The sequence below is a fragment of the Wolbachia endosymbiont (group A) of Clivina fossor genome, assembly GCF_964026865.1.
In the GTDB taxonomy this organism is placed as follows: Bacteria; Pseudomonadota; Alphaproteobacteria; order Rickettsiales; family Anaplasmataceae; genus Wolbachia.
Genome location: NZ_OZ034707.1, coordinates 719,684 through 733,226 on the forward strand (window position 1 = coordinate 719,684; position 13,543 = coordinate 733,226).

The window sequence follows — 13,543 nt, forward strand, 5'->3', positions numbered from 1 at the left end:
TATAATTGTATTAATTATTAGTGAATAAAAACTTGGTAAACTACGAAGAAATATTCTTAAACAAAATCAAAGATATAAAAGATGAGGGGCGCTACCGTGAATTTACGCACTTTGCGTCATTGCCAGGTAGGCTCCCCCACATTATGGACTATGAAAGAAATAGGGAAGTAATAGTCTGGTGCAGTAATAACTATTTAGGAATGTCACAAAATGAGAAAGTTATTGCCGCTATTCAAAATTCATCAATTGGTGCGGGGGGAACAAGAAATATATCTGGTACAACAAAAGAGGTTGTCGAACTGGAAAAATCCTTAGCTTGTTTGCATAAAAAAGAGGCTGCTTTAACTTTTGCTTGTGGCTACCTTGCTAACCAGACAACACTTAGCACTTTATCGTCTATTATCCCAAATGTAGTAATTTTTTCAGACGAGAAGAACCATTCTTCAATGATAGAAGGCATAAAATCAGGAAAAAGACCAAAACATATATTTAAACACAATGATGTTGATCACTTAGAGCAGTTGTTAAAGTCCGTAGACACAAAAACACCAAAGATAATAGCACTTGAATCCGTATATTCAATGGATGGCGATATAGCGCCGCTTGAAGCGATATGCGATCTTGCAGATCAACATAATGCAATCACCTATTTGGACGAGGTGCACGCAGTTGGCATGTATGGTTCACATGGTGGCGGAATTGCAGAAAGAGAAGGCCTGATGGATAGAATAACCGTCATTCAAGGTACACTATCGAAGGCTTTTGGAGTGATGGGTGGGTATATAGCGTCTTCAAAGAGCTTGGTAGATGTAATAAGAAGTTCCGCTCCAGGATTTATTTTTACCACTGCTATGTCGCCTGTTTTAGCAGCGGCAGCAAAGGCAAGCGTTGAACACCTAAAATCGAGCAACATTGAAAGGGAAAAGCAAAAGCAAGTCGTTGAAAAAGTAAAAAACTCACTGAGAAATACAGGAATTAACTTCATTCCAACAGAAACTCATATAATTCCAATAATAATTGGCGACCCAGAGTTATCCAAAGGAGCATCAAAATTATTATTTGATGAGCATGGAATATACGTTCAACATATAAATTATCCAACAGTGCCAAGAGGAACTGAGCGTTTCCGTATTACCCCTACACCTTATCATACTGATGAAATGATAGAACATTTAACAGAATCTCTTGTAAAAGTTTTTGAGAAGTTGTCTATCTCTGTAGCCTGTTTATGCTATAGCTAGTACAGCCCTACGTCATACCGCGATTTATTCGCGGTATCTCAGCATGGATTCCGCTAACAAGTAGCGGAATGACGAGTTTTACGCTTATCAAATTGTAGGTAAACATAAATTACTTTAGCTATAGTTTTATATCTCCAGCAATGATTAGCCCGTTGTCTTCCGTTAGCCTTCCACCGCTTTCTTGCAGAAAAAGTCTACCGAGCAAGGCTTTATATTTGTTAACTCCAGAGTAAACTGCTCCTCTGTGCCTTCCTGCTGCAAGGTACGCAAAGCCTAAAATTGTTGAACCGATGGAGCGTACATTACTATTGCCAGGCAGCAATTTATTTAATAAATTACCACTTACATCTATTAGACCCCCTTCACGGCTTTTCACCCGCATTTTTATATGACGAGATCTAAAATCCTCAAGAAAAGCACCTTTCTTTTCTTCTGCCCAAAAAGTTTCTCTAAGAGCCGGAGCATCAATTACAGCTGCCACAACTTTATTTTTATGAATGAGACAGACTGATACTGCAAAATAAACCATGCAACTAGAAAAGTTCTCCCTGCCCTCTATAGGCATAATAAACCAAGTGTAACCGTTATCTTTTATTTCTTGGTCAGTATCATCTTCGGAAATAAACCCATAGTCTCGTTTGTAGTCGTGCAAGCAATCGTATATGGTTTGCTTGGATTTTGAATAAGTTTTATTAATGAAGTCTGCTGATTTAACATTAGAAATTTGCAATTCATTAAAATCGCGCATAAGCTGCCTGGAAGCACTACGCACAGAATCAAGCATCACATTAATTCGTGGTGATGAGATGGACATTCTTCCTTTTACTCTTTCACTCTTTCATAATAGCTGTCATCTGGAGTATATACTACAATTTTATCCTCTTCTTTTATAAACTGAGGCACGTTAACGTGCATTCCGTTTTCTAAAATTGCAGGCTTATAAGAAGCAGTAGCAGTTTGTCCTTTAATAACAGACTCTGTTTCTTTCACAGCAAGTGTAACATAATCAGGTACATGCGCAGAAATTATTTTGTCTTGATAAGTTACTATTTTAACTTTCATATTATCCTGTAGATAAATCTTTTTTTCTCCCAATAAGTCCAAATTTATAGTGATTTGCTCGTAATTACTTGGATGCATAAGATTTACAATGTTTCCTTCAGTGAAAAGGTAAACATACTCCTCTTCATCTAAAATTGCCCTTCTGATTGTTGCATCAGAGCGAAATCTTTCATAGTGTTTTGCTCCGGTTTTGATGTTTTTCATTTCGGCTTGTATGTATGCACCACCTTTACCAGGTTGAGTATGCATAATACCTACAACCAAAAATAATCCGCCGTTATGTTCCAACACCTGACCTGGTCTGATATCGTTAGCTCTTTCTGCCATAATTACATTTTCAGTTCGATCTTACAATTATAAATAGCTTTATATAAATATCAAAGTCTTTATTAGTCAATAAATTCTGGCATATTGAGCACCATATACCTCTCCTTCATGTTTATGTGCGGAAACATTTCTTTGGTAAAAGACAGCATAATGCGTTTTTTTGTGCTGATAACTAAAATTTCTAATATATCCCCTGAGCCGAAATTATATATAGATTTTACATTGCCATATAATTCATTACTTTCCAGCCTTACTTCCATATCTACAAGGTCACTTTGATAAAATTCATTCTCATCATTTAGCTTCGGTAGCTTGCTTCTTTCTATATACAGCTTCTTATTCCTTAAAAGCTCTGCTTCATTACGGGAATTTACTCCGCTGATTGTAGCTATTACTAGATTATCACCTATGACGGATACTAAGTCTATTTTATAATTCTCATCACCACTTATTAGCTCACCATATAAGGAGATATTTTCAGGTTTTTCGGTAAAAGTTTTTAATTTAACAGCTCCTTTAATTCCGTGAGGAGAAGTAATCATTCCGAGGCATACCAGATTGTCGTTCATATTAAGATGATAACTAATGTTGGATTTTTTGTCTATAAGGCATAAAATACCTAAAAATGTTTGTTGTAATTCTATCAATACAATGTATTACTAATCAAATAAAAGAGCTTATCCCTCATTTAAAGGAAGTTAATAGTAAGCTACAAGGTGAATCTATAAAGCTCTTCAGTGACAAAGAATCTATAATAGTAGAACGTCGTAAACCTGTTGTTGAAGAGATGCTAAAGCATCTAGAAAGTTCTTCCATCACTAACTGTAATACTATGATTGATGCAGAAACTGGGTTTGGCAAGACTTATGATATTGGATTGTGGAGTCATGCGCTAGCTCAAGCAGGATATCACCATTTAGTTGCAGTGCCAAATGGTAATTTAGTTGAACAAGCTAAGAAAATGATAGATGGTGCATTTACTGTAGATGTTAAAACACCTAAAACTGTGCAAGAAATTAAAGATGCGCTGAAAGTCACTGAACCTACAACAATTATAGTAACACATGATCTGCTTTTACAGCAAGAGAATGATCGAAAATTTGAAGAGCAAAACGGTGAAAAGCCTAAATTGTGGGTTAGTGTTGATGAAGCAGATAGCATTAACAAGCAGCAGGCCTTTGAAAATATGTGCAAACTTGATGCGGAATATCCTACGACTTACCTAACCGCAACACCAAAGAAAAGGATTTTAAACAGATGTGGAAAAATTATCAGTCCTACAAGATCAAGTAGACGCTGCATTGCAGACACTATCAAAACAGTAAATGTTATTGCAAAAACTAATGAAAGAGAAAAATTCAATCGAGCATTCGTGGTGAATGTTGCTGCTACCATAATACCTTTAATTACATTATTCCCTATTATAAATAGTAATGTTGCTGCAATAATTGGTCTAACTTCAGATCATTGGCTGTATTCCGCTTTAATTGAGAATCTATATTATATAGTTTCTATGTTTATATTTAGTATAGTAATGTTGCCAATTTGGTGGGCGTTGACCAAAATAACTGGAGTAGAATCAAAAGAACTGCTCCTTAGGTTTGCTGCTAACGTGCGCAGCTTATTTACTAGGGAAAAGTCTAGTCCAGCTCATGAATATGTTGAAGAATGTGAAGAAGTTTTTAATTACAATAAACTTGTTGACTCTGATAATCTGCTGGAATCTGTGAGATGGAATATACAAAGTCCGGTTGGGGAAAATGCTCTTATTCTAGTTGATGATGTGAATAGCATAATTAACCTTAGCTTTGCATTGCAAGGTGAGGATAATTTGGTATATGAAGATGGTACGCGTTATAAAGTTTATGATAAATTTCAGCCTGAAGGGATTTGTACAAAGATTACAGACTCAAATTACGTCAATCAAACTTTATAAACTGCATTAAAAAGCAACACCCCGGTCTAACGGAAGAACAGATATCTGAATTGAAAGACAAGGTAGATTTTAGCGATACTGTTAAGTATCTAGAATACAGAGTAATGCATTCAATGATCGATCTTACACTCTCGTATTTAATGGGATGCGATAACACCGCTTTGGATAAACAAAGAAGAGAAGATTTAGGTGGATTAATAGAAGGTGTTAAAGATAAGGTTAGTACTGCTAATAATGGCAGCATTATAGCTTTCCTAGAGGAAAAAGGTTTTAGTGAGCAATTCGCTAAGGATGAGCTTTTACCACAGGTAAATACAGTTATTAGTGCACTGAAAACAAGCAACGATGATCAAAGTAGATTAATAGTAGACAATTGGCACTTAAGTCAAAAGCTACATGATCTTATAGAAGGTGCACTACACAATCTCAGCGATTTCTGTGAAAAAAATAAATGTATTTTTGCAGGACTTGGAAAAAATGATCTTGGTATTGAGACAAATAAACCTTTTTTTAAAATAACACGTAATGACGAAGGTGAATATGAAGTTGACTATTGTAATTATGACCAAGGTGATTTAAGTACATTGGCTAAATATGCGTTGATAACAATTATAGACGAGTCAAAAGGCCGTGGTTTCGATAGTGAGTATAATCACGTTGCATCAATATTTAGAGATTCAACTAGTCAGTTCAACAATCCAGCAGAAGCTTTGCAGAATTTGGGAAGAAATAGAGAACGCAATCCTAACAGGCAACCTTGGTTTTTTGCTGCTGGAGGTGAAAAAATTGAGTTATTTGTAGATAAAGTTTTAGCAAAATTAAAAAGCGCACCGCAGGATTTTTGTCAAAAGGTTTTATTTCCAGCCACTGATAGGTACAATAAACTAATAAAAAATAGAATGGGAATAGAGCTTGGAGAAAAAATAGAGATCTATATTAGCGAAAACATGGATGCACTAGGAAATATCGATGACGCAGCTCTGAAAAAATTTTCAGATGATTCGATGAAAGAGGTGTATGAAAAAGTACATGATATAAATGATTTTGACGTAGGAAAGACAGAAGAAGATTTACGTAAGATTTTAAAAAGCACAGAAAAATATCTTTGTTCATATGAAGACAGAATTAAAAACAACGGTAAATTATCTTGCACGCGCTCAGTTCTATTTTCTGTGGGAAGTGCTATTGTAAAGTCCATGTATTATCTATGGGCAGGGTTTGATTATTTAGTCTTTTTAGCTAAAGCGTATAATGTAGGCAAGTCCGAAGATGCTAATGCAAAGGCATATGTACATATAATCAGAAACTGCTACTTTGAAAGTAGTGTGAAGGCTCAAAATATGTTAAGTCATGTATTAAAAATTGCCGGAGAAAATGATGATAGTTTTACACAAAATAGTTTGTACGAAGGCAATGGAGATAGGTGTAAAGAAAAAATCATCTCATATTTTCAATCCAAACAATATATACACGCATTAGATAAAACAGTTGCTTGCATTGAAAATGAGCATTTAGCAACAGTTTTGAAAGCCGTAGGTTACGGAGATGATGCTAATAAAACAGCACAAGAAATTAAAGACTTTTTGTGTGATTTAAAGAATTTAAGCTGCACAGACTTTAGAAAAAAGCATTATTGTGGATGTTCATATAAAATGAGCAATTTATACAAGATCAATAATCAAATTAGTATGGTAATTGATGAGATTGTAAGTTGCCATAAATGGCGTCATGAAGTAATTTCAGAGTGGGAAATTTTTCTTGACCCAGAGCTTAGAGAAAATTTTGATTTAGGACTTAAATTAAAAACTAACCATAATATTTTTAAAGTAAAAGTTAACAATGACTTTTCTGAATTGTGGCGCAAGAACTTGACAGAACGTTCTGGACAAAGGATGGTTTTGGGTACAGCTATGCTATTCATCGGACTTATAGTTTCAGTGAAGCTTATATATGAAATATCATTAGGCTATACTATGCTATTGCCATCACTTTGCGGTTCCATAGCATTTGGACCGCTAGCATTTTTGTGTGGTGCATTATTATGTGGAGTAACGACCTATTTAGTGAAAGGAACATTTTTTCTTTTTGGAATACCAATCCTGTTAGGGGAGTTGTCAAAATGCGTTTTTAGAAACGATTTAGTACAGGATTTATTAGACATAACATTGTCGCTTGGTAATAACGCTTTTTTCTGTACTCCGACAAGCATCATACAATCATTTATATTTGAGGATGCAACAAAGTTTGACTCACTAAGTGATATGAATGAGCTTACACTGATGAGAGAGCAGGATAAGGTAAAATACATGAACGAGATGGCTGATGCTATAGCTACTGACCTATCTTCAGTCCTGATACAGCCAATACCTCATGAAGAGAAATCTCCTTATGTGTCTGCATCTGCTTGATACGTAGCACTTAATCAGAAGATTTTTCAGATAAGTATTGTCTAAGAATCTCAATTCCTTCATCAATCTCATTTTCAGTGATAATTAGTGGAGGTAGAATTCTCACAACGTTATCTGATGTTACTCCAACAGTGAGTAAACCACGATGACTTAACTCTTCTGCAAACTTTTGATTGTCTGCTTTCACTTTTATTCCAAGCATTAACCCCTTTCCTCTTACTTCTTCTATCATTGAAAACTTACTTGCCAGGTCTTCTAATTTATGTTTTAAACACTTACCTCTAATTTCAACATTTTTCAAAAAGCCAGGACTTAGCAATTCTTCAAGCACAACATTGCCTATTGAAGTTGCAAGCGGATTGCCACCAAAAGTGGAACCGTGCATACCGACCGCCATATACTTAGCAGCCCTTTCAGTCGCAAGACAAGCCCCTAGCGGAAACCCGCCACCTATTCCCTTTGCAAGAGCACATATATCAGGTTCCACTCCTATATGTTCGTATGCGAATAATTTTCCTGTTCTACCAGCACCGCATTGTATGCAATCAAAAAATAACAATATGTCATTTTCATCACACAGCTTTCTTAGTTCTTTCATAAAGGCTTCATTCATTACTTTGATACCACCTTGCCCTTGTATTGGTTCTATTAATATAACACCTATGTCATTAGAAATTGCTTTCTTTATGCTCTCAATATTGGGCTCGATGTTATCACACCAATCAATGTAGGGATTTAGTAATTCAGAAAATTTCTGTTTATCGTTTGTAGCACAAGTTAAAAAGGTTCTTCCATGAAATGCACCATGGAATGTTAAAATTCTGTGACGGTTTTTATTGCCTTTTCCGTTTTGATAGACTCTAGCAATCTTAAGCCCACATTCTACTGCCTCTGATCCAGAATTTGAGAAAAATACAGTGTCAGCGAAACTGTTGTTTATTAATTTTTCTGCAAAATTATTGGCAGCAGGTATATTATAGGTATTTGATATATGCCATAATTCTTCTCCTTGCAATTTTAGAGCACTAATTAATCGCGAATTGGTGTGACCTAAGCTACTAACGGCTATTCCAGAGTGAAAATCTACGTAGCGCTTACCGTCAATATCATACAAGTAAATACCTTTACCATAAGAAAAATTTATGTTAACAGGAGAATAAACTGGCAAAATAGGAGAAATTGTCATAAAATATTATATGCTAAATTTTATTATTAATAACATAAAAACCGTTGTTTCACAATAAGAAGAATATGTATAAGCTAGGTAAATCAATGTTTTCTGCGCTGGAGAAAAACAAATACACAAAAGTTATTGCATTACTCTCATCGATCTTTATGATTTTATTCAGTGTGATATATTGTAATTATTTACTAAGGAGTAATTTCCTTTCTTCTTACCGTGATTCAAGTGTAAACTTAAAAAGTATACTGGAAAATGGCATAATAAAAAAATACCATTATTTACTAATAGAAAAGCATCACATTAAATACAAAAATTTTGACTACATAAACCAACTGGTAAAACTGCGTGCTGAATTATTACAATCAGTGAGCAAAGTAAAGGATTTCAGCTTAATACTGTATGATCAAAATAGCAGAATAATATTCAGTAATTTTAACACTCAAGATTATGATTATGAACAGTTACTTACAAACGATGAAATTGATGAACTATTAAGTAACCAAGAAATATTTTATACTACAGGAAATACATTAACTTCTATTTTTCCTATATTCCATGAAAATAGCGTTAAACCTTCGTTTTTTTTGAAGATTCTTCGAAACTACAATAATTCTTATGTTATAGCATATGGCCTATTTTTAACATTTTTGGGCTTATTATTAATAATTTTAATATTAATAATGTTCTATTTGCAATTTTCTAATACCCAAATGCTAGCCAAGCAACATAAAACTAACATTGAATTACAGCAGATAAAAGAGGCATTAGAGCAAGAAAATGCAAATAAGCTAAAATTTTTTGCAAGCGTTACACATGAATTACGCACACCTCTTAATGCTATTATTGGATTTGCGGAGTTGATCAAAAATGAAACTTTAGGTTCAATGGATAACTCTCAATACAAGGAGTATGCAGACGATATATATAATGCAGGAACACACTTACTTACCTTAATTAATGATGTGTTAGATTTTTCAAAAGCTGAATCAAGTAGTTTAACAGTAGAAAAAGTGAAGTTTAACCTGAACAAAATAATAGATTCATGCGTAAATATGCTATTACCTAAATTAAAAGAAGCCGGGATTAATTTAAAAAAAGAGACGACTAATAAACAATTATTAGTCATTGCAGATCCTAAGAGAATGAAACAAGTTATAATAAATTTATTATCAAACTCAATCAAGTTTACTCCCAAAGATGGTTTAATAAGAATGGTGATAAAAGAAAATATAGAAAAAAACTTATTAACTATTGAGTTTCATGACAATGGAATAGGAATAATGCAGCAGGATATATATAAAGTTATGTCTGTTTTTGGCCAAGCAGATTCGGGATATAGAAATGAAGGTACGGGCATCGGATTACCGCTAAGCAAGAAATTAGTAGAGTTAATGGGTGGAACTTTCGACATTAAAAGTGAAGCAAAACTTGGTACTACGATAACATTGAACTTCTTTTATGAAGAACAAACATGTGAAGATTCGATTGATTTTTAATAGGATCTATTTGATATTGTCTTGAAAACCACACTTTATCAAAAGCAGCAAGCCGAGAAGGTAGGTACCGTCTGGCTAGTCAACAAGAAAATTATAAAAATTGAATCTCAAGCTGTATTGTAAAATCAAAAAATACTTCTAACTGTGTAGCGGTATACAGATTATAGTTAGTGGATATGTTGATAAGTAAATTAGTTATACCAATTCCCGCTATACAAGTAACGGATAGACAATAATGGAAAAAAAGCCATACTGGAGTAAGTAAAATAGCGAGGTTTAAATGGCATTAAGATCAAAATTATTGGATGAAAAAGTGAGCAAAAGAAATGCTGAAGAAAGTAAGAAATAATGCATATGTTGCAAAAAAACTAAATGCTGTAATTGCAGCAAAAAAGCATAGTATAACAGCCGTAGCAAAAATATGTTGCATTTCAAGAAAGGCACTTACTGCATGACCTAAAGTTTGGAAGAGAAGAAAAATTATTTGCTCCACCTCAACGCCGTAGAAAAACTATATTGAATCAAAGTCAACGTGAACAAGTTGAGGTGTGGATAGAGGAAAACCCCAATATTACTATAAAAGAAATGAAAATAAGAATTCAGGAAAGGTTTGGTTTAGCAAGTCTACAGTACACCGTAATATGCAAAGAATGAAATTCTCATATATCACACCAAGACCAGTGCATAACGGACAAGATAAAAGTAAACAAGAGGAGTTTAAAAAAAAATCTTAATGAAACTATTGTCATGTATCCTGAAAAAGAGCTGTTTTTCTTCGATGAATCGCGGTTTGGCACACATTCAAAGATTGGACACGGGTGGTTTAAAAAAGGCATTAGGACACAGGTTAAGGTAAAACTACTATAAGGACTATCTTGTACGTTGGGATCAGCTCCCTGATCTAACAAGCATTGGACTAGTGGTGCACATGCAGCACTTTTCCTGCATTGAATGGCAATGTGCAGTAGCGTTGTTTCTACTTCATAACTATCATCTAATTTGAATCTGAAGTTTGGATTAAATTCACTACTTTTCCATTCTTCATATACATTATTAAGTTCTTCTCTCAGCTAATTTTTTATTTCATCATAAATCTCAATAGAATCACCCTTACCAGAATCAATGGTGTCACTTATTCTTGCTAATATATTGTCAAACTTTTTGAATTGAGATTTATCTTGTGGTGCCATATTACCAACCTCTAGAATAAAATTATTTAATTGTACAATAAAGCTAAAGAAAGTCAAGTCCAGCACTTATTCAGGAAAGAATAGCTTAAAAAGAGACTTAGTGTTAAATTTCTAATAGATTACTTATAAAAATAAATCTTATGGAAAGCAGAGCTAAGGCTTGGTTCATTTGGCTGATCAGTAACTTGGTTGTTATATTCAGCAATATTCAGATAGTTTATACTTTTATAAGTGTGAATCTTGAAAAAGAACTTGGACTTACAATCGCGCAAGTTGCGCTAGCTAACTCAGTATATACTTGGACTTTTGCTATCTTACAATTTTTTAGTGGGGCAACGTTTAATGTTTTTTCCAGTAAAAAAATTTATTTTTTCTCGTTATCAACTATGATCTTGGGGTTTTTTGTCCTTATTAATAGTGATAATTTTTCCCATTTGATTTTATCTCAAGTATTGATTGCAACTGGAGCATCATTTGGTTTTATTGGTGCTGCTCATACAAGTAGCATATGTTTTTCCGTTGCCCAATTTGGATTAATGTTTTCACTAGTGCAGACAATTTCAAGTCTTTCCGCTTTGGTGATTCAAATGTTGTTCTCTAGCTTGCTTGCCGAAGGTGCAGATTGGAAGAATCTGATTGTATGCATAATACTATTTGGTGTGTTGATATTTGTACTTACGCTTTTTTGTCCAAACACACTTCCAGAAAGCAGTTCAGAAGAATGCACAATAAAAAGCTCTATAAGAACAGTAATGTGCTCTGTACTCACAGTGCTAAAATTAAGAGATATCTGGATAACTTCAGTGGTGGGTGCTATTACTTTTGGAACATTTTTAGCACTGAATACCTTGTGGGCTCCAAGGTTACTGAGCAACTCAGAACTTGATGCAGTGGAGTCAGGTGTAGCAACCGCAATATTATGGCTTGGTCTTGCAGTTGGTGCTCCAATTGCAGATCGAATCTCAAATCTATTTAAAAATAGAAGGCATGTAATCTCTGCTTTTGCTCTGTTACAAGGTATTTCAATGATTATTTTGTTGTGCAGCCACTTAACAGTCCACGTTGTGTACTTTTGTATGTTAATGTTCGGGTTTTTTGCGGGAGGACATATGCTTAATTTTACTGTCGGCAGCGAGATTGTGAAACGAAAATACATTAGCACATCATCATCCATTATCAATGGGTTTATGTTTATTGTCAGCGGAATTATAGTGTCAATGCTAGCACTTTTTACAGATCATCAAATGGCGCTTTTTGCAATATTTGTAATGTTGGCAGTTGCTAGTATTTTAAATTATGCTACAGAAGAGACATACCCTAAAAAATAAAGTAGCTGAATCTCGAGTCGATTGCTATATTATATTTACGTATTGTAATATTTATCAATAATGGATCACGTTACAACAAAAGACACAACAGTAACTAAGGCAACGATAGCTGAAAATATAAACCAAGAAATAGGATTATCAAAGGAAGACTCTGCTTCGATAATAGATGATATATTGAACGAAATAAAGACAAGCTTGGCAAAGGATGGAATAGTAAAAATATCGTCATTTGGAACATTCTTGGTTAAGAAAAAGAAGGAAAGACCAGGAAATATACCAAATACATCAGAGAAAGTGATGATTCAGGCAAGAAATTCAATTTCTTTTAGGCCTTCAAAAATTATAAAAAAATTAATCAATAATTAATGAATAAGGAAAAATTATTTTATACGATTGGGGAAGTAGCTGAAGAGCTACATTTGGAACAGCATGTTTTAAGATTTTGGGAAGGTCAATTTCATCAAATTAAGCCTACAAAGCGTAAAGGAAGAAGGCTATATGATCTTAAGTGTATAGAGGCCATAAAGAAAGTAAAATACATGCTATATGATAAAGGATATACAATAAAAGGAGTGCAAAAAGAATTTGGTAATGATATAAAAGTCAATCGTGATCCAAAGAATTTGTTGCAAGAACTTACCGATTTGAGGGATTATTTAACTAGTAAAATAAATAACGAGGAAAGTAACGAACAGGCGTGAAACACTACGTCTCGCTAAAATTTTGGAGTTTTGTGAGAGTTGATATATCTAAAATGTGGCATATAGCTTCATTTCTTATATTATTAGCAATATTAATAGGCTGTGGCCTGCAAAAACCTGCACCTGTGCTGCTTAAAGGCGAAGAATTTTACGGAAAAAGAGAGCTGGAATATACAAGAGAGTACCATTTAATTAGGGAGCCTTTAATAAAAAAAGAAAATAGAAAAGCCATCATAAACAGGATATACAAAGATAACAATAATGCACAAAACGTGGGGGTAAATTGCAAATTTGTAATGCCAGTTAAAGGTACAGTTATTTCAGCTACCTCTTCTGATGAAATGTGTAAGGATGGCATAAAAATTGCTGCTCAAAATGGAACGAATGTAGTTGCCTCTGCACCTGGCAAAGTGGTATATGTAGGCAAAGGGCTGAGATGGTATGGAAATTTAATTATAGTAGAACACAAAGATAATTACATGACTGTGTACTCCTATTTAAAAAACATACATGTTGAAATTGGTGATAAAGTAAAGCAAGGTCAAGTGATTGGATCTGCAGGTAAATCAAGCACACAAGATAAAGATCCACAGATGTGTTTCACAATACGGCATAATGGCCAAGCGGTTGATCCTTTGATGCATGTGAACTGTAATTGAATTTGGATTTAT

At 34.1% G+C, this 13,543-nt stretch carries 12 protein-coding genes and 2 pseudogenes; 9 read left to right on the forward strand and 5 right to left on the reverse strand.

Going from position 1 to position 13,543, the window contains the following annotated elements:
• Positions 1 to 32: 32 nt before the first annotated feature.
• A complete protein-coding gene (gene hemA, locus AAGD99_RS03760) occupies positions 33 to 1,241 on the forward strand; it encodes a 5-aminolevulinate synthase (protein ID WP_341823204.1) in 1,209 nt (402 codons plus the stop codon).
• Between the two features lie 118 nt (positions 1,242 to 1,359).
• Here hemA and AAGD99_RS03765 read toward each other — a convergent pair whose 3' ends face one another.
• The 3 genes from AAGD99_RS03765 to rimM all read right to left on the reverse strand — a co-directional run bounded on the left by AAGD99_RS03765 (position 1,360) and on the right by rimM (position 3,199).
• Positions 1,360 to 2,055, reverse strand: coding sequence for an inositol monophosphatase family protein (locus AAGD99_RS03765; RefSeq protein WP_264732157.1), 696 nt, complete (start codon positions 2,053 to 2,055; stop codon positions 1,360 to 1,362).
• An 8-nt stretch (positions 2,056 to 2,063) separates the two neighbouring features.
• Positions 2,064 to 2,630, reverse strand: a complete 567-nt coding sequence (gene efp / locus AAGD99_RS03770) for an elongation factor P (protein WP_341822631.1) — start codon at positions 2,628 to 2,630, stop codon at positions 2,064 to 2,066.
• A gap of 62 nt (positions 2,631 to 2,692) precedes the next feature.
• Positions 2,693 to 3,199 carry a ribosome maturation factor RimM gene (rimM, locus tag AAGD99_RS03775; RefSeq protein WP_253307237.1) on the reverse strand — a complete coding sequence of 169 codons (507 nt, stop codon included), beginning with the start codon at positions 3,197 to 3,199 and terminating at the stop codon, positions 2,693 to 2,695.
• 56 nt (positions 3,200 to 3,255) lie between these two features.
• Between rimM and AAGD99_RS03780 the strand changes: the two genes are divergently transcribed.
• The gene (locus AAGD99_RS03780) at positions 3,256 to 4,566 is read left to right on the forward strand and encodes a DEAD/DEAH box helicase family protein (protein ID WP_341822632.1); all 1,311 of its coding nucleotides are present in this window, start codon (positions 3,256 to 3,258) and stop codon (positions 4,564 to 4,566) included.
• Positions 4,521 to 6,974, forward strand: coding sequence for a hypothetical protein (locus tag AAGD99_RS03785; RefSeq protein ID WP_341822633.1), 2,454 nt, complete (start codon positions 4,521 to 4,523; stop codon positions 6,972 to 6,974). Before AAGD99_RS03780 ends, AAGD99_RS03785 begins: the two co-directional genes overlap by 46 nt.
• A 10-nt stretch (positions 6,975 to 6,984) precedes the next feature.
• On the opposite strand, the gene AAGD99_RS03790 is transcribed toward AAGD99_RS03785, so the two are convergent.
• Complete coding sequence (locus AAGD99_RS03790) at positions 6,985 to 8,160, reverse strand: aspartate aminotransferase family protein (protein WP_341822634.1); 1,176 nt, start codon at positions 8,158 to 8,160, stop codon at positions 6,985 to 6,987.
• Between the two features lie 65 nt (positions 8,161 to 8,225).
• Between AAGD99_RS03790 and AAGD99_RS03795 the strand changes: the two genes are divergently transcribed.
• Both AAGD99_RS03795 and AAGD99_RS03800 read left to right on the forward strand, forming a co-directional pair.
• The gene (locus AAGD99_RS03795; RefSeq protein ID WP_264688069.1) at positions 8,226 to 9,653 is read left to right on the forward strand and encodes a sensor histidine kinase; all 1,428 of its coding nucleotides are present in this window, start codon (positions 8,226 to 8,228) and stop codon (positions 9,651 to 9,653) included.
• Positions 9,654 to 9,933: 280 nt separating this feature from the next.
• Positions 9,934 to 10,514 (forward strand): annotated as a pseudogene (locus AAGD99_RS03800) (winged helix-turn-helix domain-containing protein); the annotation flags it as partial.
• A 23-nt stretch (positions 10,515 to 10,537) separates the two neighbouring features.
• Here the strand turns inward: AAGD99_RS03800 and AAGD99_RS08990 are convergent.
• A pseudogene (locus AAGD99_RS08990) lies at positions 10,538 to 10,723 on the reverse strand (hypothetical protein); the annotation flags it as partial.
• A gap of 260 nt (positions 10,724 to 10,983) precedes the next feature.
• Here AAGD99_RS08990 and AAGD99_RS03805 point away from each other — a divergent pair.
• From AAGD99_RS03805 to AAGD99_RS03820, 4 genes are read left to right on the forward strand one after another with little or no spacing between them, the layout of a single operon-like run.
• Complete coding sequence (locus AAGD99_RS03805; RefSeq protein ID WP_253307243.1) at positions 10,984 to 12,171, forward strand: MFS transporter; 1,188 nt, start codon at positions 10,984 to 10,986, stop codon at positions 12,169 to 12,171.
• Between the two features lie 60 nt (positions 12,172 to 12,231).
• The gene (locus tag AAGD99_RS03810) at positions 12,232 to 12,537 is read left to right on the forward strand and encodes an integration host factor subunit alpha (protein ID WP_341811964.1); all 306 of its coding nucleotides are present in this window, start codon (positions 12,232 to 12,234) and stop codon (positions 12,535 to 12,537) included.
• Positions 12,537 to 12,872: a MerR family transcriptional regulator gene (locus AAGD99_RS03815; protein WP_264732147.1), complete on the forward strand. Its 336-nt coding sequence runs from the start codon at positions 12,537 to 12,539 to the stop codon at positions 12,870 to 12,872. The genes AAGD99_RS03810 and AAGD99_RS03815 overlap by 1 nt, the downstream gene beginning before the upstream one ends.
• 53 nt (positions 12,873 to 12,925) lie before the next feature.
• Positions 12,926 to 13,531, forward strand: coding sequence for a murein hydrolase activator EnvC family protein (locus AAGD99_RS03820; RefSeq protein WP_253310003.1), 606 nt, complete (start codon positions 12,926 to 12,928; stop codon positions 13,529 to 13,531).
• The last annotated feature ends 12 nt before the right edge of the window (positions 13,532 to 13,543 follow it).